The organism is Methylosinus sp. KRF6, assembly GCF_018887255.1.
GTDB classification, from domain to species: Bacteria; Pseudomonadota; Alphaproteobacteria; order Rhizobiales; family Beijerinckiaceae; genus Methylosinus; species Methylosinus sporium.
This window is the reverse complement of sequence record NZ_JAHLJF010000001.1, coordinates 3,423,703-3,443,343: the sequence shown is the minus strand read 5'-3', so window position 1 is coordinate 3,443,343 and position 19,641 is coordinate 3,423,703. Positions and strand designations below refer to the sequence as shown.

Here is a 19,641-nt window from a genome sequence, read left to right as displayed (position 1 = left end):
AATGCGTGGAATCATTCTCGCCGGCGGCAGCGGAACGCGACTTCATCCCGCGACGCTCGCCGTCTCCAAGCAATTGCTGCCGGTCTATGACAAGCCGATGATCTATTATCCGCTGAGCGCGCTGATGCTCGCCGGCGTGCGCGAAATTCTCGTGATCACGACGCCGGAAGATGAAGCGGCCTTTCGGCGCCTGCTCGGCTCCGGCGCGCAATGGGGCGTCTCTTTCACCTACGCCGTGCAGCCGCGCCCGGATGGGCTGGCGCAGGCCTATGTCATCGGCGCGAGCTTCGTCGAAGGGCGAAGCTCGGTGCTCGTGCTCGGCGACAATATTTTCTACGGCCATGGCCTCACCGAATCGCTGACCAAGGCGAAGGCGCCGCGCCGCGGCGCCACCGTCTTCGCCTATCACGTCGCCGATCCCGAGCGTTACGGCGTCGTCGATTTCGACGCCGATGGCCGCGCGCTGTCGCTCGAGGAGAAGCCGAAGGCGCCCAAATCCAATTGGGCGGTCACGGGCCTCTATTTCTATGACGAGCGCGCGCCGCATTTCGCGGCGGAGCTGCGACCATCGCCGCGCGGCGAATTGGAGATCACCGATCTCAACAACATCTATCTCCAGCGCGGCGAATTGACGGTCGAGCGATTGGGACGCGGCTTCGCCTGGCTCGACACCGGAACGCCGGCCTCGCTGCTGGAGGCGGCGGAATATGTGCGCGCGATAGAGCTGCGGCAGGGGCAGCGCATCGCCTGCCTCGAGGAGATCGCCTTCCGCCAAGGCTGGATCGACGCCGACACGCTGCGCGCCGCCGCGCAGAAATTGGTCAAGAGCCAATATGGCGCCTATCTGACGCAAGTGGCGCGAGAACGTTGAGACCGCTCAGGCCGAGTGACTCTCTTCAGGCCAAATGACCGCTCAGGCCATGTGATTGCGCACGAAGGCGATGAGGCCGACGATGACTCCATAGAGCGCCAGCGAAATCGCGAACAGCACGCCGAAATAGAGCCAGCGCCGCGGATAGCGGGCCTCCTCCGGCAGCGCCGGAGCCTCGATCTGATGCAGATAGAGCAGCTTGCGCTCGCTGAGCAGACGGGCGCCATCGAGCGAGGCGGTGGCGATCTCATAGCTCGACTCGGCGATCTTATGTTCGAGATCGAGATTGGCGAATGTCGTCATCTTGCCGGAGAGCGTTTTGCGCGCGAGCGCGTCGATCCCCTGCGCCTCGCGCTTGGTGATCTCCGCTTTGCGCTCGACGATCTGCTTCTCGAGCGCCTCGATGCGTCGCTTCATCACCCGCATCTGCGGCGCGCTCTCGTCGACGTAACGCGACTGCGTGAGATATTCCTGCTGATATTTCAGCAGATCGTGCTCGATCGACGAGATCAGCTCGCTCTGCGATTTGCTCGTCTGGCGGACGTCGATCAGCCCTTCCGCATTGCGCGCGCGCTCCAAATTCACGCGCGCGACCTCGAGCCGCTTGGCGGCGCGCGCGAGATCCTGCTCCGACGCCCGGACCGTGTCCTGCCGCATCCGCTCATTGAGCTCGTTGACCAGAGCCTCGCAATCGGCGATCACCCTGTCGCCGATGGCCTTGGCGTCGGCCGGCGAGAAGGCGCGAATCGTCAGCGTGACGATTCCCGATGGAAAGCCGATCGTCGCGGCGGTCATCTTCTTCCAGTAATCGGTGAATTTCTCGATCGATTTCGACTTGTCGAAGCGCGCCCACCAATCGATCCGCTCGGCTCCGTAGCGCTCGCGCAGATCGACCTGCCGCTCGAGCTGCTCCACCATCGCCCGGCTCTGAATATAATCGGCGATGATCATCGTATCCTGAAAAATCATCATCTGCGGCAGGCCGGTCACGGAGCCGAGGCCGTCGAGCTTGGGAATGGCCGCGCTGCTCACGGTGAATTTCGCCTCGGCGACATATTGGTCGGAGGCGAGCGCGCCATAGTAGAGCGCCCCCGCGACATTGGGGATCGCCACAATGACGATGGCGAGAATCAGGAAGGCGATGCGCATCGCTCTGGCGCCGCGGCGCTCCGCGAAGCTGGATTTCTGATAGGCGCCGCGCGCGCGCGCCGAAAAGCGCGCCCGCCGCGCCGCCTCCGACAAGAAGCGCTGGACGGCCTCGGCGCGCTCCAGCGCATTGACGGTGCGAAGTTCGGGAGACTTTTGAGGCTCGTCCATCCTCGCCCTATCTGTTCACGCGGTTGTACATTTCGATCGCCTTGCCGACCGTGTCGAACATGAAGAGCCGCCCCTCGACCAGCACGCCGCCGCGATCGCAATAATCGGCGATCGTCTGCATGGAATGCGAGACCAGGATCACGCTGGCGTTCTTGCGCCGCTGATCGAAAGCCTCCTGGCATCGCTTCTGAAAGCTCATATCCCCGACGCCGGTGATCTCGTCGATGAGATAGACGTCGAACTCGATCGCCATGGACATGCCGAAGGCGAGACGCGCGCCCATGCCCGACGAATAGGTCTTGACCGGCGCGTCGAAATAATCGCCGAGCTCGGAGAATTCCTCCACGAACATCGCCGCTTTGCGCGGATCGGCGCCATAGATGCGCGCGACGAAATGCACATTCTCGCGGCCCGTCATCCCCGAATGGAAGCCGCCGCTGAAGCCGAGCGGCCAGGAGACGCGCACGGTGCGGCGCACCTTGCCGGAATTCGGCAATTCGGTGCCGGCGATGATCTTGAGCGTCGTCGATTTGCCGGCCCCGTTGACGCCGAGCAGGCCATACGAATAGCTCGAGTCGAAGACCATCGACACATGGTCCAGGATGATCTTCGAGTGGCGCTCGGTCTTATAGAATTTGAAGACGTCTGAAAGTTGGATCATCTTCTCTTCGAGCCGGTTTCGTCCAGAACCGCCGACGACGCGAACCGCGGCTCTTATAGCGCAGCGCGCCGGCCGCGTCCACGCACGCGGATCGGCCTATTTTCCGCCACTTTTGCCCTCGCTCCGCCGCGCGTCCCTTCGGCCTCGCCTGCCGGACCTATGGTCAAGGCGGCGCGGCTCCACTATAGGACGCGGGCTCGAAGCCCCGAGCCGACTCGCATCCGCGGAAAGCAGAGCCTTGTTGCCGAGAATTCCTTCTTTGCGTCGATCCGGCCTGCGACGGCTCGGCTGGGAGAGCTGGCAGGCCATCGATCCCGACCCGCTCTTCGTCTTCGCCCCACGATTTTTTCGCGCGGCCTATATCATTCTCGAGGTCGCCGACGCCGATCAGACGCTCGACCCGCGCATCTATATCGATTTCGGCAAGGGCTTCGTCCCGGATGAGGAGATCGAGCTCAAGCACACGCGCGACGGCATTTATGTCGTGTCGCTGCGGAGCTTCGGCCGCGTGCACCATGTGCGCTTCGACCCTTCCTCATACCCTTCGAAGTTTCGCTTTCGCGCCTATATCGCCTATGACGAGAAATCGGTGCGCGCCTTCGTCGGCAAACGCCTGCGCGCTGCGGCGAGGGGCGAGCGCGCGGCGCCGCTCTGCGAGATCATCGCGCGGCCGGGCGCGGCGGAGCTTTCCGGCGTCGGCGCGCGCGTCGCCAAGGTGCGCGGCGCGACGCCGCATTTCGAGCAGGTGATCGCCATGGCGAATCATCGCTTCGCCGGCGCTCCGGCCTGGCCCGGCGAGCGCCCCGCCGTCTCCTTCGTCACGCCGGTTTATGACGCGCCCGCGCTCTATCTCGATCAATTGCTCGACTCCTTTCGAATTCAAAGAGCCGGGGCCTATGAGCTGATCCTCTCCGACGACGGCTCGACCTCGCGCGAGACGATCGACTGGCTCGCGCGCCATGACGCGACGCCCGATGTGACGATTTTGCGCGCCGAGCGGAATGGCGGCATCGCCGCCGCCACCAATCGCGGGCTCGCCGCAGCGCGCGGCGATTGGGTCGGCTTCATCGATCACGACGACGCGCTCGCGCCCTTCGCCGTCGACGCGCTGCTGGAGACGATCGAGCGCGCGCCGCAGACGCAATTCGTCTTCACCGACGAGATCGTGGCCGACGCGCAGCTGCAGCCCAAGCATTATTCGCTCAAGCCGGCCTTCGACCCGGTGCTGCTCTCCGGCGTCAATTACGTCAATCATCTCTCGCTCTATCGCCGCGAGCGGCTGCTTTCGCTCGGCGGCCTGCGGCAGGGTTTCGACGGCTCGCAAGATTACGATCTGCTGCTGCGCTACACGCGCGGCCTCGCGACGGAGGAGATCGTCCATCTTCCCTATCCGGCCTATTTGTGGCGCCGCGACGGGAAGAGCTATTCCGTGAGCTTTCTCGATCGCGCCACGGCGGGCGCGCGCCGCGCTCTTTCGGAGCATTATTCCGTCGCCGGCGCGCCGGCGCACATCGAGCCGGCGCGCAACGCCGATCTTCATCGCGTGCGATTCGCGCCGAAAGAGGACGCCTGGCCGCTCGTCTCCATCATCGTGCCGAGCCGCGATTCCTTCGAGCTCGTCTCGCGCCTGCTCGACGATCTGACGCGCCGGACCGACTATCCGAACATGGAGATCATCGTCGTCGACAATGGCACGAAGGACAAGAACGTTCTCGATCTCTATGAGCGGACGAGAGCCGCTCATTCCTTCTTTTCCGTCGATATCGTCGAGGAGAAGTTCAATTTCGCGCGGCAGGTCAATCGCGGATTGAGAGCGGCGCGCGGCGACTGCCTATTGCTGCTCAACAACGACATTCAAGTCATCGACGCCGGCTGGCTGAAGGAGATGGTCTCCTGCCTCGCCTATCCATCGACAGGAATCGTCGGCGCGCGGCTGCTCTATCCCAATGGCACAGTGCAACATGCGGGCGTCATCATGGGTCTCGGCTCGGTGGCGGGACATTGGTTCTGCGGAATGCCCGGCGATTTTCCCGGCCCCATGGGCCGGCTCGGCCTGCGCCAATCCATGGCGGCGGTGACGGGCGCCTGCATGTTGGTCACGCGCGCATGTCGCGACGCGATCGGCGAGCTCGACGAAGAGAATTTCGCGATCGCCTATAACGACACGGATTATTGTATGCGCGCCGGCCGCGCCGGCTTTCGCGTCATATGGTCGCCTTTCGCGACGCTCTATCATCATGAATCGGCGAGCCGTGGCAGCGACGAGACCGACGCCAATATCGCGCGCTTCCGCCGCGAACAGGATGCGCTGCGCAAAAAATATGATTTGGCGGCCTATGTGGATCCTGCATTCAACCCTTGGTACAGCCGCGACAATGCGGCGCCTCGCCTGCAATTGCTGAGCAGCCTTCCACAGGGAAGGCATTTCCGCGTGTGAGCGCCGCACAATTGCCAAACGCGGCCCGACGGCGTAATCCGTCGCGCCGCGTCACGGCGGGGCGCTGCGCCGCCCGAGCGCAACGCGCTCGAAAAACGAGAGCTCGGATTTGTTTTCGACGCGATGAAAAACGCGTCTGAATCATTGGGGAGGGACGATCGGATCGATGTTGAGGACGCTGCGAGACAGGCTGCTGAAACGCCAGGCGTCGCTACGGTCGGCGGAGATTTTCGACTCCTATGTGGCTCGCCTTCCGCGCCTGCAGAACGCCGTCGACGCGATCGGCGGATGGAGCTGCGCCTTTCCGCCCGAATGCGGCGTCAGCGCCGGCGCGATCGAAGCCTTCGACGATTCGCGCATTCGCTGGGCGATCGATTGTTTCGGCTCGCTCGCGGGCCGCTCTGTGCTCGAGCTCGCGCCCGGCGAAGCGGGCCATAGCTTTCTTCTCGAATCCGCCGGCGCGCATGTCGAGGCGATCGAGCCGAGCCGCGCCGGCTTCATCCGCTGCCTCGTCGCCAAGGAAGTGATGCGCCTCCAGCGAACGCGCTTTTGGCTCGGCGATATGGAGGCGTTCCTGCGCGAGACGGACAAGCGCTACGATCTCGTCGTCGCCTGCGACGCATTGCGCCGCTTCGCCGATCCGCTCGCGGCGACGGCGCTTCTCGCGCGCCGCGCCGACGCGCTGTTCATCCATACGCCGATCGCGGCGGACGGCGCGCCCGCCGCGGGCGACGCGCTCCCACGCCGCGACGATCTGATCGAGACATTGCGCGACGCCGGATTTTCGAAGATTCGCGAGGCGGAGAACGGCTCCGCCGCCGCGCTGTCGATTTTTGCGCGCAAATGACGACGCGGCGCCCGCGCGCCATAGGAGCATGGCGAATGTTCTTCACGCGCAGGCGACGGCGGGAGCTCTTCGGCTATATCGATCAGAGGAGCGGGGGCCGCGTTTCCGGCTGGGTCTACGACCGCCTGCGGCCGAGCGATCGATTCGAGGTCGAGATATGCTCCGCCGGCGCGGTCATCGGGCGCGCCCGCGCCGAGCGGCCGCGCGACGATCTGGCGCGGGCCGGATTCGGCGACGGCCGCTACGGCTTTCATTTCGATTTGCCGGACGGGGATTTTCCCGACGAGACGCTCGCCGCGCGCGTGCGCGGAGAGGATTTCTGGCTGCTCGAAGGCGCGAGCCGGCCGAGCTTCGCCGAGGAGTTGATCAACTCAACGCGGCGCGGCCTGCCGCGACTCGAGCCGACGCTGTCGCTGCGTCAGGCCGATGCGCGCGACAGCGAAATCGCCGCGGAATTGCAGAGCGCCTGGAGGCTGCATGTCCATGGCCGCGGCGCGCGGCGATTGGGCGGCGGCGGCGCCATGTGGACCGATATCGTCTCGCGGCGTCATCGGCCGCTGCTCGGCCTTTTGGACGGCGGCGATCCGCGAGCGCTCGCGCAATGCCTCGTCGGCGTGCAGAAATCCGCGGCCGCCACCGGGATCGAGCAGGGCGAGAAGGCCTATCGGGATTTTCTCGCCGCCTCGCCACAGGGCCGCCGCGCCGCCGTCGCGCCCTTTCACGACATGCTGGCCTCGCTCGCGCAATATTTGGGCGTCGCGCGGGTGGAATGCGCCGAGCAGGATTATGAGGGCGAGACGCTGGTCGCCACATCGCAGCGGCTGGTCGCCGAGATCGAGGCGGCGCTCGGCTTCTCCATCGCGCCGCCGGCGGTCTTCGACGGGCTCTATGGCCTCGAGATCGGCGAGAGCGTTCTGCACGGCCGCGATATTCAGGCGCTCTATCTGGCGCTGCGCGCGATGGAGGCGAGCGGCGTCGCGCGGCCGAAGATTTGCGAGATCGGCGGCGGCTTCGGCAAGGCGGCGCGCTACGCGCTGCTCGCCGGCGCGCGCCATTACACGATCGTCGATCTGCCGACCGTGGCCGCCGTGCAATTCTTCGCGCTGCGCCGCGCCGCGCCCGAGATTCCCGTGCAATTCCGCGATCCGTCGGAGCCCTCGCGCGGCGCCGGCGTCGATCTCGTCCTGGCGCCGGAGATCGACGACGCCGCCGTCGTCGACAGCGATATCATCGTCAATTGCGACTCCTTTCCCGAAATGGGCGACGCCGTCTGCCGCGGCTATTTCGCGCGCATCGGCCGCTGGGCGCCATTGCTGCTCAGCGTCAATCAGGAGGCCCATCGCCAGGTCGGCTCCTCCGGCCGGCAGTCGGTGGTCGGAGCGCTACTGCCCGATTACGGCTTCACGCGCGGCTACCGCTTCCGCAGCTGGATAAGGCGCGGCTATGCGGAAGAGCTGTGGCGCGCGCCGGAGCGCCGCGCACAGGCCCGCGCGAAAGCAGAAAGCATAGAGATTTCAGAAACCTTTTGATGCTTAGGCTAGACTTTGTCTCGGCGGATGGCGCGACCCTCCGCTCGAACCGTCGCCCCGGCGCGCAATCGATCCCCGCTCACAAGGACGTTTTTTCTATGCGTTTCGACGATATGAAGCTCGGCGCCAAGAGCCTCCTCCCGCTCGTCCTGACCTGCATCCTCTTTTTCGGAGCGACGGCGCTGGGCGTCTATCGCATGAACGATCTCGGCCTGCGTTATCAGGAGCTGACCGAACATTCCTACGCCGCCGTGGTGAAGCTGCTGCGATCCAATCGCGCCATCACCGAGTTCGGTCTCTCGATCCATCAGATGATCGCCTATGACACGGATTCGGCGATTTTTAAGACCGCTCAGCAGGAGGCCGCCTCCATCGGCCCACGCGTCGACCAGATGCTCGGCGAGGCGATGCAACTCGATCCCGCCCATGCGGCGACGATCAAAACATATCGCGACCGCTTCGCCAAAGTCTTCGAGCAGGCCAAGCCCGTGATCGTGATCGCCCAGGAGTTGCCGGCGCTCGAGCTCGGCGCGCGGATGAAGCCGCAGGATCTGGAGCAGCTCGCCCGAGGCATGGCGCTGCTGCGCGGCGTCGATGAAGAAATCCGCGCCATCGCCAATGAGATGCGGGCGATCTATGTGGCGGCGGAGGCGGAAGACAAGCGCGTCGGCGAAGCGCTGCGCCGCGAGTCCGAGCAGACGATCTGGACGATGATCGCCGTCGGCGTGATCGCCATTTTGCTCGGCGTCGCGGCGTCTCTCTATATTTCCGGCCGCAAGATCTGCGCTCCGATCGCGCGCCTCGCCGAGCAGATGGGCGATATTGCCAAGGGCGATCTCGGCGTCGCGGTGGAGGGCGTCGAGCGCGGCGACGAGGTCGGGGCCATGGCCCGCGCGCTCGACACTTTCAAGCGCAACGCCCAGGAGCTGCGCGCCGCGGAAACCCGCGCCGCCGAGGAGCGGCGCCGCAACGACGAGTCCGAGGCGCGACGCAAGGCCGAGCAGACGGCGGTGGAAAGAGAGCGCGAGGCGGCTCTGCGCGCGATCGGCGACGGCCTCGAGAAGCTCGCGTCGAAAAACCTCGCCTATCGTCTCGCCAATGAGATGCCGGACGCCTATCGCCGGCTGCAGAGCGATTTCAACGCGGCGATGGACCAGCTGGAAGCCGCGCTCCGCCTCGTGGCCGGCGGAGCGGACGCCATCGAATCGGGCTCGAGCCAGATCGCCATGGCCGCGGACGATCTCGCGCGCCGCACGGAGCAGCAGGCCGCCGGCCTCGAGCAGACCGCCGCGGCGCTCGAGGAGATCACCACCACGGTGAAGAAGAGCGCGGAAGGCGCCGGTCACGCGAGCGACATCGTCGGCGCCACCAAGTCGGAAGCCGAGAAGAGCGGCGCGATCGTCCGCCGCGCCGTCGACGCCATGGGCCGGATCGAGCGCTCCTCGCAGCAGATCGGCCAGATCATCGGCGTCATCGACGAGATCGCCTTCCAGACCAATCTGCTGGCGCTCAACGCCGGCGTCGAGGCGGCGCGCGCCGGCGAGGCCGGCAAGGGCTTCGCCGTGGTCGCGTCGGAGGTGCGGGCGCTGGCGCAGCGCTCCGCCGAGGCCGCCAAGGAAATCAAAGGCCTCATCTCCACTTCGACGATCGAGGTGGATCAAGGCGTCGAGCTCGTCGGCGCGACCGGCAAGGCGCTCGACACCATCGTCGCCCAAGTGGCGGAGATCGACAAGGTCGTCGCCGACATCGCCGCCGGCGCGCGCGAGCAAGCGACCGGCCTCGCCGAGATCAACACCGCGGTCAATCTGATGGATCAGAACACCCAGAAGAACGCCGCAATGGTCGAAGAGACCACCGCCGCGAGCCATGGCCTGCGCAGGGAGACGGAAGCGCTGACGCGCTCGGTGGCGAGCTTTACGCTCGGCGACAGGCCCGCTCCTGCGCCGCGAGCGGCGCTGAAGACGGTCTCGGCCGGACGCGGCGGCGCCGCCCGCAAGCCGAAGGCGGCTCAGGACGATTGGGAGGAATTCTGATCGTCCGCCGAAAACGGCCCGACCTCGTCGAGACAGGCGGCGAGCAGCCGCTGCATCATCGGACCGCTGTCCTCGTCGTCGAGCAGCGGCTCGACCCGCAGCACCTCGCGCAAGAGCGAGAAACCGATGAGACAGGAGACGAACAGCGCCGCCCGCTGCTGCGCCCCCGGCCCTTCGAGCTTGGCGGCCAGCGGCCCGATGAAATCGCGATTGCAGCAGGCGCGAACGAGATCGCGCGCCTGCGGGCTCGTCAGCGAGCGGACGAAAATCTGCAGCCCGTCTCCCTGCTGCGGGTCGAGCGCGAAATTCGCGAAGACCGCGCTCAAGCGGCCGCGCTCGGCCGATAAGAGGTCCGCCGGACAGGCGTCGAGGACGGCGGCGGCGAAGAGCTGCTCCTTGGAGCCGAAGGACCGGTGCACCAGCGCCACGTCGACGCCGACATCCGCGGCAATATCGCGCAGCTTCACCTCCTCATAGGAGGCGCGCGCGAAACGCGTCACCGCGGCGGCGAGAATGCGTCGCCGCGTCGCTTCCCCCGAACGTTTCTCGCATTTCTTCGGCCGCACCAGAGTCCTTTCCCCGGAAGCAGAATTGTTCGCGCGCTGCGCGGCGTCAATCGGCATTCAGCGGCAAAAGGAGTCCGGCGCCGAAATTTTTGCACATTCGCCCATTAGGGGAATGTGAACCTTTCCTAGCCAAGGTCACGTTCGCTATCCGTATGGTGAACTCGGCGGAGGGGCTCGACCTCCGGCGTCGCTCGGCGACCGGTTCACCGGCGATATCAACAATGGTTGACAAATCAGGCCGATTCGATGATTTTCGGCCCCATAGTTTCGCTCTAGTCGAGGGCGGCGACTAAAGCGCTACTTTCATGTTCCTCGGAGGGTCTCATGCATATCAAGAACAGCCTTTCCGCTCTCGCGGTCGCCGCCGTGCTCACGGCCGGCGCCGCTCAGGCGGCGGATCTGCCCTATCGCAAGGATGCGCCGGTGTTCGCGCCGCCGCCGCCGGTCTTCTCCTGGACGGGAGCCTATGTCGGCCTCAATGTGGGCGGCGGCTTCAAGGCGGACAACAGCTTCGGCGGCGACGTCAGCGGCGTCGTGGGCGGCGGCCAGATCGGCTATAACTACCAGATCTCGCCGCTCTTCGTCGTCGGCCTCGAGACCGATTTCCAGGGCACGAGCCTGCGCTCCAACAATGGCTTCGGCAACTCCAGCCTGCCCTGGTTCGGCACGGTGCGCGGCCGCGCCGGCTTCGCTCTGCTCGAGTCGAAGCTCTTCGTCTATGGCACGGGCGGCTTCGCCTATGGCGAGCTGAACACGCCCTTCGGCAGCGACACCCGCACGGGCTGGACCGCCGGCGGCGGTCTCGAATACGCCTTCCTGCCGAACTGGTCGGCCAAGGTCGAGTATCTCTACACCGACCTCACCAATAATGACGGCTTCGCCTTCGGCCCGCAGCGCGCCAAGTTCCACACGGTTCGCGCCGGCATCAACTATCACTTCAATCTGTTCTAGCCGGAACGCCGCATGGCGCCTCTCTCAGGGGCCATGCGGACGACAGGCGGCGGACGGCAGGCGCAAAAACAAAAAAGGCGAAGCGACCATTGGTCCGCTTCGCCTTTTTCTTTGGAAGATCAATTGCGCCGGAGACCGGCTCCCGGCCGCCGCGGCGGCCGGGGAATTCTCGAAAAGCGATCAGCCCTTGGCGGCCGCCGCCACTTCCGCGGCGAAATCGCTGGTCTCTTTCTCTATGCCCTCGCCGAGCGCATAGCGGACGAAGCCTTTGAGCGCGATCGGCGCGCCGGCCTTGCCCTCATGCTCCTTGAGCGTCTGGGTGATGGTCTTGCCGGCGTGATCGGGATGGTTGGAGACCTGATCGAGCAGCAAGACTTCCTTGTAATAGGTCTTGAGGCCCGAATCGATGATCTTCTCCAGCACATTGGCCGGCTTGCCGGCGTTCTTCTCGGCGAGCAGCGCCTTCTCGCGCTCCACCGTCGCCGGATCGAGGCCGGAAGCGTCGAGCGCCAGCGGATTGGCCGAGGCGACATGCATGGCGATCTGACGCGCGAGGGTCGACAGGACTTCCTTGTCGCCCTTCGACTCGAGCGCCACGATCACCGCGATCTTGCCGAGACCGTCGACGATCTGCGTATGGACGTAGCGATTGACCGCGCCCTCCACCTTCAGCGGCGCGACGCGGCGCAGCGTCAGATTCTCGCCGATGGTGGCGATGCCGCTGGTGATGGCGTCGGCGACCGTGCCGCCGCCCGGATAGGCCTTGCCGGCGAGCTCCTCGGCATTGGCGGCGCCGGTCTCCAGCGCGACCTTCGCGATATTGCCGACGAGCTTCTGGAAGTCGTCGTTGCGGGCGACGAAATCGGTCTCGGAATTGACCTCGACGACGACGCCGACGCCATCATCGACGATCGCGGCGACGAGACCCTCGGCGGCCACGCGGCCGGACTTTTTGGCGGCCTTGGATAGGCCCTTCTTGCGCAGCCAGTCGACGGCCGCTTCGATTTCGCCATTGGTCTCGTTGAGGGCGGCCTTGCAATCCATCATGCCGGCGCCCGTGCTCTCGCGCAGTTCCTTGACGAGAGCGGCGGTGATCTGGGCCATGGGGTTAGACACCTCTAGCTAGAGCTGACGCCGGCCCCTATCGGAGCCGGCGCGATAATCTGTCGGGAATGTGACGCTAGAGCGTCATCCGATCCAATCGGATCGGATGACGCTCTCATTTCTCTATTTGGGAGCGAATTCTGATCGATCGAACGATTCCGTTCGATCGGAAAGCGCTCTGGCGCGAAATCAGGCCGAGGCCAGCGAGCGCGCCTGATCGACCCAGCCGTCGCGGGCGATGCGCCCATTGAGCTTGAGATCCTGATCGAGCTTCTCGACATCGGCCGGCGCCATGGCCGCGATCTGCCAATAATGGAAGATGCCGCCATCGTTGAGCTTCTTGACCAGCTGCGGGCCAACGCCATGCAGCTTGGCGAGATCGTCCGGAGCGCCGCGCGGCGCGGCCAGCAGCTCGAAGGGCTCGAGCGCGATCTCGACCTCGGCGGAGGCCGCATCGGCGACGACCTCGTCGGCCGAGCGAAGATCCGTATGGACACGGCCGAGCGCCGGCTCCGCCGTCGGCTGCTCCATCGCGCCGATGTCGACGCCCGACAGGCCCTGGCTGCGCGAGATGCCGTCGATCGCCGCACGGGCGACGAGATCGCAATAGAGCGCGATGGCGCGGCCGGCGTCGTCGTTGCCGGGGATCGGGAAGGTGATGCCGTCCGGATCGCAATTGGTGTCGAGGATCGCCACCACCGGGATCTTGAGGCGGTTGGCCTCCTTGATCGCCAGCTGCTCCTTATTGGTGTCGATCACGAAGATGAGATCGGGCGTGCCGCCCATGTCCTTGATGCCGCCCAGCGCCTTCTCGAGCTTGTCGCGCTCGCGGGTGAGCAGCAGACGCTCTTTCTTGGTGACGCCCGCGGCGCCGGCGCCGAGCTGCTCGTCGAGCTTGCGCAGGCGCTGGATGGAGCCGGAGATGGTCTTCCAATTGGTGAGCGTGCCGCCCAGCCAACGGGAGTTGATGAAATATTGCGCGCTGCGCTTGGCGGCGTCGGCGATCTGATCCTGCGCCTGGCGCTTGGTGCCGACAAAGAGCACGCGGCCGCCCTTGGCCACAGTGTCGGATACGACCTTCAGCGCCTGATGCAGCAGCGGCACCGTCTGGGCGAGATCGATGATGTGGATGTTGTTGCGGGCGCCGAAGATATAGGGAGCCATCTTCGGGTTCCAGCGATGCGACTGGTGGCCGAAATGAGCGCCCGACTCGAGCAGGCCGCGCATCGTGAAATCAGGAATCGCCATTGTATTTTCTCCGGTTCTAGCCTCGGCGAAAGCATGGAGAAGCCGGAGAACCGGCCACCGGAACGGCCCCTTGTAGCAGGAACCGTAAGACTTTCGCCTGTGGGATGGCGCGGCTTATAGGCGAGAACGGCGGCAGGGGCAAGCGAACTTCATGAAACGGCCGGCGCCCTCGCCCTCATGCTGCAAGCGCCTGCAGGGCGCGTCCCGAAGCGTGAGGGCAAACTCCAGAGGGTCAGAGGCGTGAAAGGTTCCAGCCATTGCGGGCCTGTGATTCCAGCCAAACTCAGATCTTTCGAAAGCTTCGGAAGAGCGGTAATTTTAAAGGCACGAATTTCTTGAATTCAGGCGCATCAACTCATGAAGCCACCGATTTTCTCCCCGCCGGCAGCCGGCTCAAAACCACAACAGTATATGCATTTGGCGCGAATGTTTCGCGAAGCCGCATTAGGACTGCCTGCATACAGGAACAATGACGTAAATTGGCCAACGTATGCGCTCTTGCTTCATGCAACCGAACTCGTACTAAAAGCATTTTGCGATCACGCCGTTGCCAACGGAATGCCGAATGCGAGAGCGCCAAATCATGACTTGAAAGGATGGTATGCCATCGCCCTTCAGCATGGCCTTCCCGCCGATCAACACGTTGCAGAAGGCATCGATATCTTAGCGGAGCTTCACTCTAGTCATTATGCGAGGTATCCTGACAACCGACGAGCCTCTATTCCTGACATTTCCATTATTGCCAGCGACGTAGTTGATCGACTTATCTCCATTGTAACAGCTCGAATTAGCGAGTAGCAGCAGATTCTGCTGAATTTTCCAATCCGCGCATTGCCTCGCTACGCCCGACAACTCTCGCTCCCGGCTCGCCGGAGAACGAGTCGCGCGCTTGGAATCTATCGACCACGCTCCCATGATCTGCTAATCACCGCCCCGCCGTCGCTTCCCCCTTTTCACGAGGCCGCTTTGCCGCTCTACGCCGCCCTCTGCCTGGACAAGCCGAACCATGTCGAGCTTCGGCTCGCCACCCGCGAGGCGCATCTCGCCTTTCTCGCCGCCAATGCGGCGCAGGTGAAGCTCGGCGGGCCGTTTCTCGATTCGGCCGAGAAGCCCGTCGGCTCACTGCTGATCGTCGAGGCGGCGGATGTCGCCGCGGCGCAGGCTCTGCTCGCCGAGGACCCTTACGCGAAGGCGGGGCTGTTCGCGAGCGTCGAGGTCAAGCCATGGAAGCGCGTGGTGGGAGCGGAGCTCTGATGGCGCATTGGCTGTTCAAGAGCGAGCCCAAGACCTGGTCCTGGGACCAGCAGGTCGAAGCCGGCGCGAAGGGCACCTTCTGGAACGGCGTGCGCAACCATCTCGCCAAGAAGCAGCTAATGGCGATGCAGATCGGCGAGCGCGGCTTCTTCTACCATTCCAACGAGGACAAGGCCGTCGTCGGCGTGGTGGAGGTCATCAAGACTTATTATCCCGACCATACGGATGAGAGCGGCAAATTCGGCATGGTGGACATAAAGGCCGTGGCGCCGCTCGCGAGGCCGGTGACGCTGGCGCAGATCAAGGCCGACCCGCGCCTTTCCGAAATGGTGCTGGTCAATAATTCTCGTCTTTCGGTGCAACCCGTCTCCGAAGCGGAGTGGGAGTTCATCCTCGCGCTCGGCGGCCTCTCGCCCGCCGGCGTGGACGCGCTCTAGGACAGCCTATTTTCACAGCCGCGCAGCGCAGGCTCACGTTCTTGCTCAATTTTCGTGCGAAGCCACATTCGAGGCGAATCGCGACTTTTCAGACACGAAAAAGCGCGGTAGCAGTACATTTCCAGGCACGCCCACAGGAGAAAAGATGGCGCGCAAGAAAATCGCCCTGATCGGCGCCGGCCATATCGGCGGCACGCTCGCTCATCTCATCGGCCTCAAAGAGCTCGGCGACGTCGTGCTCTTCGACATCGCGAGCGGCGTGCCTCAGGGCAAGGCGCTCGATCTCTCGCAATCCTCGCCCGTCGAGGGATTCGACGCGCGCATCGAGGGCGCGAGCGATTATTCCGCCATCGCCGGCGCCGATGTCGTCATCGTGACGGCGGGCGTGCCGCGCCAGCCGGGCATGAGCCGCGACGATCTGCTCACCATCAATCTCGGCGTCGTCTCCAAGGTCGGCGCCGGCATCAAGGCCTATGCGCCGGACGCTTTCGTCATCTGCATCACCAATCCGCTCGACGTCATGGTCTGGGCGCTGCAGAAGGCGAGCGGCATGCCGACCAACAAGGTCGTCGGCATGGCGGGCGTGCTCGATTCGGCGCGCTTCCGATTCTTTTTGGCCGAGGAGCTGAACGTCTCGGTGGAGGATGTGAGCGCCTTCGTGCTCGGCGGCCATGGCGACGATATGGTTCCCTCCGTGCGCTACTCGACCGTCGCCGGAATTCCCTTGCCCGATCTCGTCGCCATGGGCTGGACCACTCAGGCGAAGATCGACGCCATCGTCGACCGCACGCGCAAGGGTGGCGGCGAGATCGTCGGCCTGCTGAAGACCGGCTCCGCCTATTACGCGCCGGCCTCCGCGGCCATCGCCATGGCGGAGAGCTATCTGAAGGACAAGCGCCGCGTGCTGCCCTGCGCCGCCTATCTCGACGGCCAATATGGGGTGAGCGATCTCTATGTCGGCGTGCCGGTGGTCATCGGGGCCAATGGCGTAGAGCGCGTCGTCGAAATTTCGCTCGACGCCGCCGAGCGGCAGATGTTCGACAAATCCGTCGCCTCGGTGAAGACGCTGATCGGCGCCAGCAAGGCGCTCGACCCGGCTTTCGCCTGAGCGCGCTGAGCCCCGTTTCCGCCCCCGGCGAGGGGCGCGTTGTCGCGACGTGAGGTCGCAATCAGGATCGGTGAGAAATGAACATCCACGAATATCAGGCCAAGGCCATCCTGCGTGAGTTCGGCGCCCCGGTCGCCGAAGGCGCTCCGGCGCTCGCCGCCGACGAGGCGCGCCAGGCCGCGAGCGGCCTGCCCGGCCCTGTCTATGTGGTGAAGGCGCAAATACACGCCGGCGGCCGAGGCAAGGGCAAGTTCAAGGAGGCTTCGGCCGGCGAGAAGGGCGGCGTGCGCCTCGCCCGCTCGCTCGACGAGGTCGAGACCTTCGCCAAAGAGATGCTGGGCTCGACGCTGGTCACGGTGCAGACCGGCGAGGCCGGCAAGCAGGTCAACCGCCTCTATATCGAGGACGGCGCCGATATCGACAAAGAATTCTACCTCTCGCTGCTGATCGATCGCGCCACCTCGCGCGTCTCCTTCGTCGTCTCCACCGAGGGCGGCACGGATATCGAGGCCGTCGCCCATGCGACGCCCGAGAAGATCGTGACCTTCTCTGTCGATCCGGCGACCGGCGTTCTGCCGCATCACGGCCGCCGCGTCGCCGATGCGCTCGGCCTCACGGGCCCGCTGGTGAAGGAGGCGGTCTCGCTCACCGAGCGCCTGTTCTCGGCCTTTGTCGCCAAGGATATGGAGCTGCTCGAGATCAATCCGCTGATCGTCACCAAGGACGGACGCCTGCGCTGCCTCGACGCGAAAATCTCCTTCGACGACAACGCGCTCTATCGTCATCCCGATGTGGTCGCGCTGCGCGACAAGACCGAGGAGGATGAGAAGGAGATCGAGGCCTCCAAATATGAGCTCGCCTATATCGCGCTCGACGGCACCATCGGCTGCATGGTGAACGGCGCCGGCCTCGCGATGGCGACGATGGACATCATCAAGCTCTATGGCGAGAACCCCGCCAACTTCCTCGACGTCGGCGGCGGCGCCACCAAGGAGAAGGTGACGGCCGCCTTCAAGATCATCACCGCCGATCCCAAGGTGAAGGGCATTCTCGTCAACATCTTCGGCGGCATCATGCGCTGCGACGTCATCGCCGAGGGCGTCATCGCCGCGGTGAGGGACGTCGGCCTCGCCGTGCCGCTGGTGGTGCGCCTCGAGGGCACCAATGTCGATCTCGGCAAAGAGATTATCTCGAGCTCGGGCCTCGATGTGATTCCCGCCGACGACCTCGACGACGCGGCGCAGAAGATCGTCGCCGCCGTGCGCGGACGGAGCTGACGCGACGCTTTCGCGGCAAAAGCGACCCGCCCCCGTTGGGATATTTCGCACTTGCGGGGGAGGCTCAAAACAGCCATCTTCCCACATGATGGTGGCGCTCGGCGGCCTCTTTCGGGGCGCGCCGGCGCCGCGCCGCTGCGGCCGAATGCGGGAAACAGCACGTGAACAGAATTTTCTCGTCCGATGCGCCGAGGCGGCGCCGCGTTCGCTCTTTCTCGACCCGCGCGGCCTATGCCGCCGCGGCCTTCTGCGCGCTTTCGCTCGGGGTCGATGATTTCGCCGGCACGAGCTTTTTCGTCGGCGAGGGCTCGGCTCACGCCCGCGAATCGAGCCTCTCCGTCGCCACGCCCTTCGAGGTCGGCGAGAGCGCGTCCGGCAATTATCTCGCCGCCATCGTCGCCGGCGCGGAGCGCGACACGCTCGCCGCCTCGACGTTTTTTCGCGAGGCGCTGCGCAGCGATCCGCGCAACCGCGAGCTGACCGAACGCGCCTTCGTCGCCGCTCTCGCCAATGGCAATATGCAGGAGGCCTTCGCCCTCGCCGCCCGCGTCGCGACCTTCGACAAGAACAACGGCCTCGCCAATCTGACGCTGGGCGTCGAAGCGATAAAGACCAAGAAATTCGCCAAGGCCCGCGCCGTGCTCGCCAAGGGCGGGCTCGATCGCAAGCATGACGTGACCTCCACCCTGCTCACCGCCTGGGCCTATGCCGGCGCCGGTGAGACCAAGCAGGCGCTGGCCACGGCCGACAAGCTCAAGGAAGACGCTTTCGCCGTCTTCCGCGACTATCATGCGGCGCTGATCGCCGACGCCGCCAAGAATGGCGACAAGGCCGAAGCGACCAAGCGCTTCAAATCCGCCTATGGGTCCGAGCGCAATACTTTGCGCCTCGTCGACGCCTATGGGCGTTTCCTCGTCTCCCGCGGCAGCCGCGAGGAGGCGCGCCGCGTCTATCGTTCCTTCGACGATCTCGCCCCGCGCCATCCGATCGTCACCGCGGCGATCGCCGACATAGACACGGGCAAGCCGCTCATCCCCTTCGTGCGCGACGCCGACGCCGGCGCGGCGGAGGTGCTCTATGGCCTCGGCGCGATCGGCGGACGCCAGGGCGACGAGCTCGCCTCGCTGATCTATCTGCGCCTCTCGCTCTTCCTCGCGCCGAATAATGCGCTGGCGACGATCACCCTCGCCGATATTTACGAGCGCATGAAGCAGGAAGAGATCGCTATCGATCTCTACGACAGCGTGCCCAAGGACAGCCCTCTGCGCGTCAACGCCGATGTGCAGGCGGCGCTGCTGCTGGAGACGCTCGGCAAGACCAAAGAGGCGACCGACCATCTCCAATCCGTCATCGCCGAAAATCCGAAGGATCAGGAAGCGCTGACCGCGCTCGGCAATATTCAGCGCTCGCGCAAGCTGTTCGCCGATTCGGTCACGACCTACACCAAGGTGCTGGACCTGCAGCCGCAGACCGACAAGAGCCAGTGGCTGCTCTATTATTATCGCGGCATCGCCAATGAGCGCCGCAAGAACTGGCCGACCGCCGAGTCCGATCTCAAAAAGGCGCTGGAGCTCTATCCCGATCAGCCGCTGGTGCTGAACTACCTCGGCTATTCCTGGGTGGATCAGGGCGTCAATCTCGACGAGGCGTTCAAAATGCTGCGCCGCGCCGTCGATCTGCGCGCCCGCGACGGCTATGTCGTCGACAGTCTCGGCTGGGCCTATTACCGGCTCGGCCGCTATGACGAGGCGGTGCGCGAGCTCGAGAAGGCGGTCGATCTCAAGCCCTCCGATCCGGTCATCAACGACCATCTCGGCGACGCCTATTGGCGCGTCAATCGCAAGCTCGAGGCGCGCTTCCAATGGAATCACGCGCGCGACATGAGCCCCGATCCCGATGATCTGCCGAAGATCCTCGAGAAGATCGACAAGGGCCTCTCCGACCCGTCGCCCATCGCCAGCGATCAGACCAAGAAGAAGAACGGCGGCTGATCGAAGCCTC

The 19,641-nt window shown here is 64.9% G+C and carries 17 protein-coding genes; 12 read left to right on the top strand and 5 right to left on the bottom strand.

Annotated elements, in window-relative coordinates; translation table 11 throughout:
• The first annotated feature begins 1 nt into the window (after position 1).
• Positions 2-871, top strand: coding sequence for a glucose-1-phosphate thymidylyltransferase RfbA (gene rfbA, locus KP010_RS16215; protein WP_142861722.1), 870 nt, complete (start codon positions 2-4; stop codon positions 869-871).
• Between the two features lie 42 nt (positions 872-913).
• Here rfbA and KP010_RS16210 read toward each other — a convergent pair whose 3' ends face one another.
• Complete coding sequence (locus KP010_RS16210) at positions 914-2,188, bottom strand: lipopolysaccharide biosynthesis protein (RefSeq protein WP_216281202.1); 1,275 nt, start codon at positions 2,186-2,188, stop codon at positions 914-916.
• Between the two features lie 7 nt (positions 2,189-2,195).
• Positions 2,196-2,849 (bottom strand): ABC transporter ATP-binding protein, encoded by a 654-nt coding sequence (locus tag KP010_RS16205; protein WP_166143697.1) that lies wholly within the window; start codon positions 2,847-2,849, stop codon positions 2,196-2,198.
• A 259-nt stretch (positions 2,850-3,108) separates the two neighbouring features.
• Here KP010_RS16205 and KP010_RS16200 point away from each other — a divergent pair, with 259 nt between their 5' ends.
• The 4 genes from KP010_RS16200 (at position 3,109) to KP010_RS16185 (ending at position 9,695) form a co-directional block, all read left to right on the top strand.
• Positions 3,109-5,286: a glycosyltransferase gene (locus tag KP010_RS16200; RefSeq protein WP_253203653.1), complete on the top strand. Its 2,178-nt coding sequence runs from the start codon at positions 3,109-3,111 to the stop codon at positions 5,284-5,286.
• A gap of 166 nt (positions 5,287-5,452) precedes the next feature.
• Complete coding sequence (locus KP010_RS16195; protein ID WP_216281197.1) at positions 5,453-6,133, top strand: bifunctional 2-polyprenyl-6-hydroxyphenol methylase/3-demethylubiquinol 3-O-methyltransferase UbiG; 681 nt, start codon at positions 5,453-5,455, stop codon at positions 6,131-6,133.
• Between the two features lie 35 nt (positions 6,134-6,168).
• Complete coding sequence (locus KP010_RS16190; protein WP_216281195.1) at positions 6,169-7,662, top strand: hypothetical protein; 1,494 nt, start codon at positions 6,169-6,171, stop codon at positions 7,660-7,662.
• A 98-nt stretch (positions 7,663-7,760) separates the two neighbouring features.
• Positions 7,761-9,695, top strand: coding sequence for a methyl-accepting chemotaxis protein (locus KP010_RS16185; protein WP_216281193.1), 1,935 nt, complete (start codon positions 7,761-7,763; stop codon positions 9,693-9,695).
• On the opposite strand, the gene KP010_RS16180 is transcribed toward KP010_RS16185, so the two are convergent.
• Positions 9,671-10,261: a TetR family transcriptional regulator gene (locus tag KP010_RS16180; protein WP_371824215.1), complete on the bottom strand. Its 591-nt coding sequence runs from the start codon at positions 10,259-10,261 to the stop codon at positions 9,671-9,673. The two genes, KP010_RS16185 and KP010_RS16180, sit on opposite strands and share 25 nt — an antisense overlap.
• A 324-nt stretch (positions 10,262-10,585) precedes the next feature.
• Between KP010_RS16180 and KP010_RS16175 the strand changes: the two genes are divergently transcribed.
• Positions 10,586-11,212, top strand: coding sequence for an outer membrane protein (locus tag KP010_RS16175; protein WP_166143684.1), 627 nt, complete (start codon positions 10,586-10,588; stop codon positions 11,210-11,212).
• A gap of 180 nt (positions 11,213-11,392) precedes the next feature.
• Here the strand turns inward: KP010_RS16175 and tsf are convergent, their stop codons facing one another.
• Entirely contained in the window at positions 11,393-12,316 is a 924-nt protein-coding gene (tsf, locus tag KP010_RS16170) for a translation elongation factor Ts (protein ID WP_142861412.1), read from the bottom strand.
• A gap of 189 nt (positions 12,317-12,505) precedes the next feature.
• Positions 12,506-13,564 carry a 30S ribosomal protein S2 gene (locus KP010_RS16165; RefSeq protein WP_108916616.1) on the bottom strand — a complete coding sequence of 353 codons (1,059 nt, stop codon included), beginning with the start codon at positions 13,562-13,564 and terminating at the stop codon, positions 12,506-12,508.
• Positions 13,565-13,921: 357 nt separating this feature from the next.
• On the opposite strand from KP010_RS16165, the gene KP010_RS16160 reads away from it, so the two are divergent.
• The 6 genes from KP010_RS16160 to KP010_RS16135 all read left to right on the top strand — a co-directional run bounded on the left by KP010_RS16160 (position 13,922) and on the right by KP010_RS16135 (position 19,631).
• A complete protein-coding gene (locus KP010_RS16160) occupies positions 13,922-14,362 on the top strand; it encodes a hypothetical protein (RefSeq protein ID WP_142861413.1) in 441 nt (146 codons plus the stop codon).
• A gap of 168 nt (positions 14,363-14,530) precedes the next feature.
• Positions 14,531-14,818 carry a YciI family protein gene (locus KP010_RS16155; protein WP_108916615.1) on the top strand — a complete coding sequence of 96 codons (288 nt, stop codon included), beginning with the start codon at positions 14,531-14,533 and terminating at the stop codon, positions 14,816-14,818.
• Complete coding sequence (locus tag KP010_RS16150) at positions 14,818-15,255, top strand: EVE domain-containing protein (RefSeq protein ID WP_142861414.1); 438 nt, start codon at positions 14,818-14,820, stop codon at positions 15,253-15,255. Before KP010_RS16155 ends, KP010_RS16150 begins: the two co-directional genes overlap by 1 nt.
• A 145-nt stretch (positions 15,256-15,400) precedes the next feature.
• The gene (gene mdh, locus KP010_RS16145) at positions 15,401-16,363 is read left to right on the top strand and encodes a malate dehydrogenase (protein ID WP_142861415.1); all 963 of its coding nucleotides are present in this window, start codon (positions 15,401-15,403) and stop codon (positions 16,361-16,363) included.
• A gap of 77 nt (positions 16,364-16,440) precedes the next feature.
• Positions 16,441-17,640, top strand: a complete 1,200-nt coding sequence (gene sucC / locus KP010_RS16140) for an ADP-forming succinate--CoA ligase subunit beta (RefSeq protein WP_142861416.1) — start codon at positions 16,441-16,443, stop codon at positions 17,638-17,640.
• Positions 17,641-17,801: 161 nt separating this feature from the next.
• Positions 17,802-19,631, top strand: coding sequence for a tetratricopeptide repeat protein (locus tag KP010_RS16135; protein WP_142861417.1), 1,830 nt, complete (start codon positions 17,802-17,804; stop codon positions 19,629-19,631).
• The last annotated feature ends 10 nt before the right edge of the window (positions 19,632-19,641 follow it).

What these genes read in the sequence shown, in the direction of transcription:
- tsf (WP_142861412.1), bottom strand. Translation starts at nt 12,316, where the DNA reads ATGGCCCAGATCACCGCCGCTCTCGTCAAGGAACTGCGCGAGAGCACG.
- KP010_RS16160 (WP_142861413.1), top strand. Translation starts at nt 13,922, where the DNA reads ATGAAGCCACCGATTTTCTCCCCGCCGGCAGCCGGCTCAAAACCACAA.
- KP010_RS16195 (WP_216281197.1), top strand. Translation starts at nt 5,453, where the DNA reads ATGTTGAGGACGCTGCGAGACAGGCTGCTGAAACGCCAGGCGTCGCTA.
- KP010_RS16175 (WP_166143684.1), top strand. Translation starts at nt 10,586, where the DNA reads ATGCATATCAAGAACAGCCTTTCCGCTCTCGCGGTCGCCGCCGTGCTC.
- KP010_RS16185 (WP_216281193.1), top strand. Translation starts at nt 7,761, where the DNA reads ATGCGTTTCGACGATATGAAGCTCGGCGCCAAGAGCCTCCTCCCGCTC.
- rfbA (WP_142861722.1), top strand. Translation starts at nt 2, where the DNA reads ATGCGTGGAATCATTCTCGCCGGCGGCAGCGGAACGCGACTTCATCCC.
- sucC (WP_142861416.1), top strand. Translation starts at nt 16,441, where the DNA reads ATGAACATCCACGAATATCAGGCCAAGGCCATCCTGCGTGAGTTCGGC.
- KP010_RS16210 (WP_216281202.1), bottom strand. Translation starts at nt 2,188, where the DNA reads ATGGACGAGCCTCAAAAGTCTCCCGAACTTCGCACCGTCAATGCGCTG.
- mdh (WP_142861415.1), top strand. Translation starts at nt 15,401, where the DNA reads ATGGCGCGCAAGAAAATCGCCCTGATCGGCGCCGGCCATATCGGCGGC.
- KP010_RS16190 (WP_216281195.1), top strand. Translation starts at nt 6,169, where the DNA reads ATGTTCTTCACGCGCAGGCGACGGCGGGAGCTCTTCGGCTATATCGAT.
- KP010_RS16150 (WP_142861414.1), top strand. Translation starts at nt 14,818, where the DNA reads ATGGCGCATTGGCTGTTCAAGAGCGAGCCCAAGACCTGGTCCTGGGAC.
- KP010_RS16165 (WP_108916616.1), bottom strand. Translation starts at nt 13,564, where the DNA reads ATGGCGATTCCTGATTTCACGATGCGCGGCCTGCTCGAGTCGGGCGCT.
- KP010_RS16205 (WP_166143697.1), bottom strand. Translation starts at nt 2,849, where the DNA reads ATGATCCAACTTTCAGACGTCTTCAAATTCTATAAGACCGAGCGCCAC.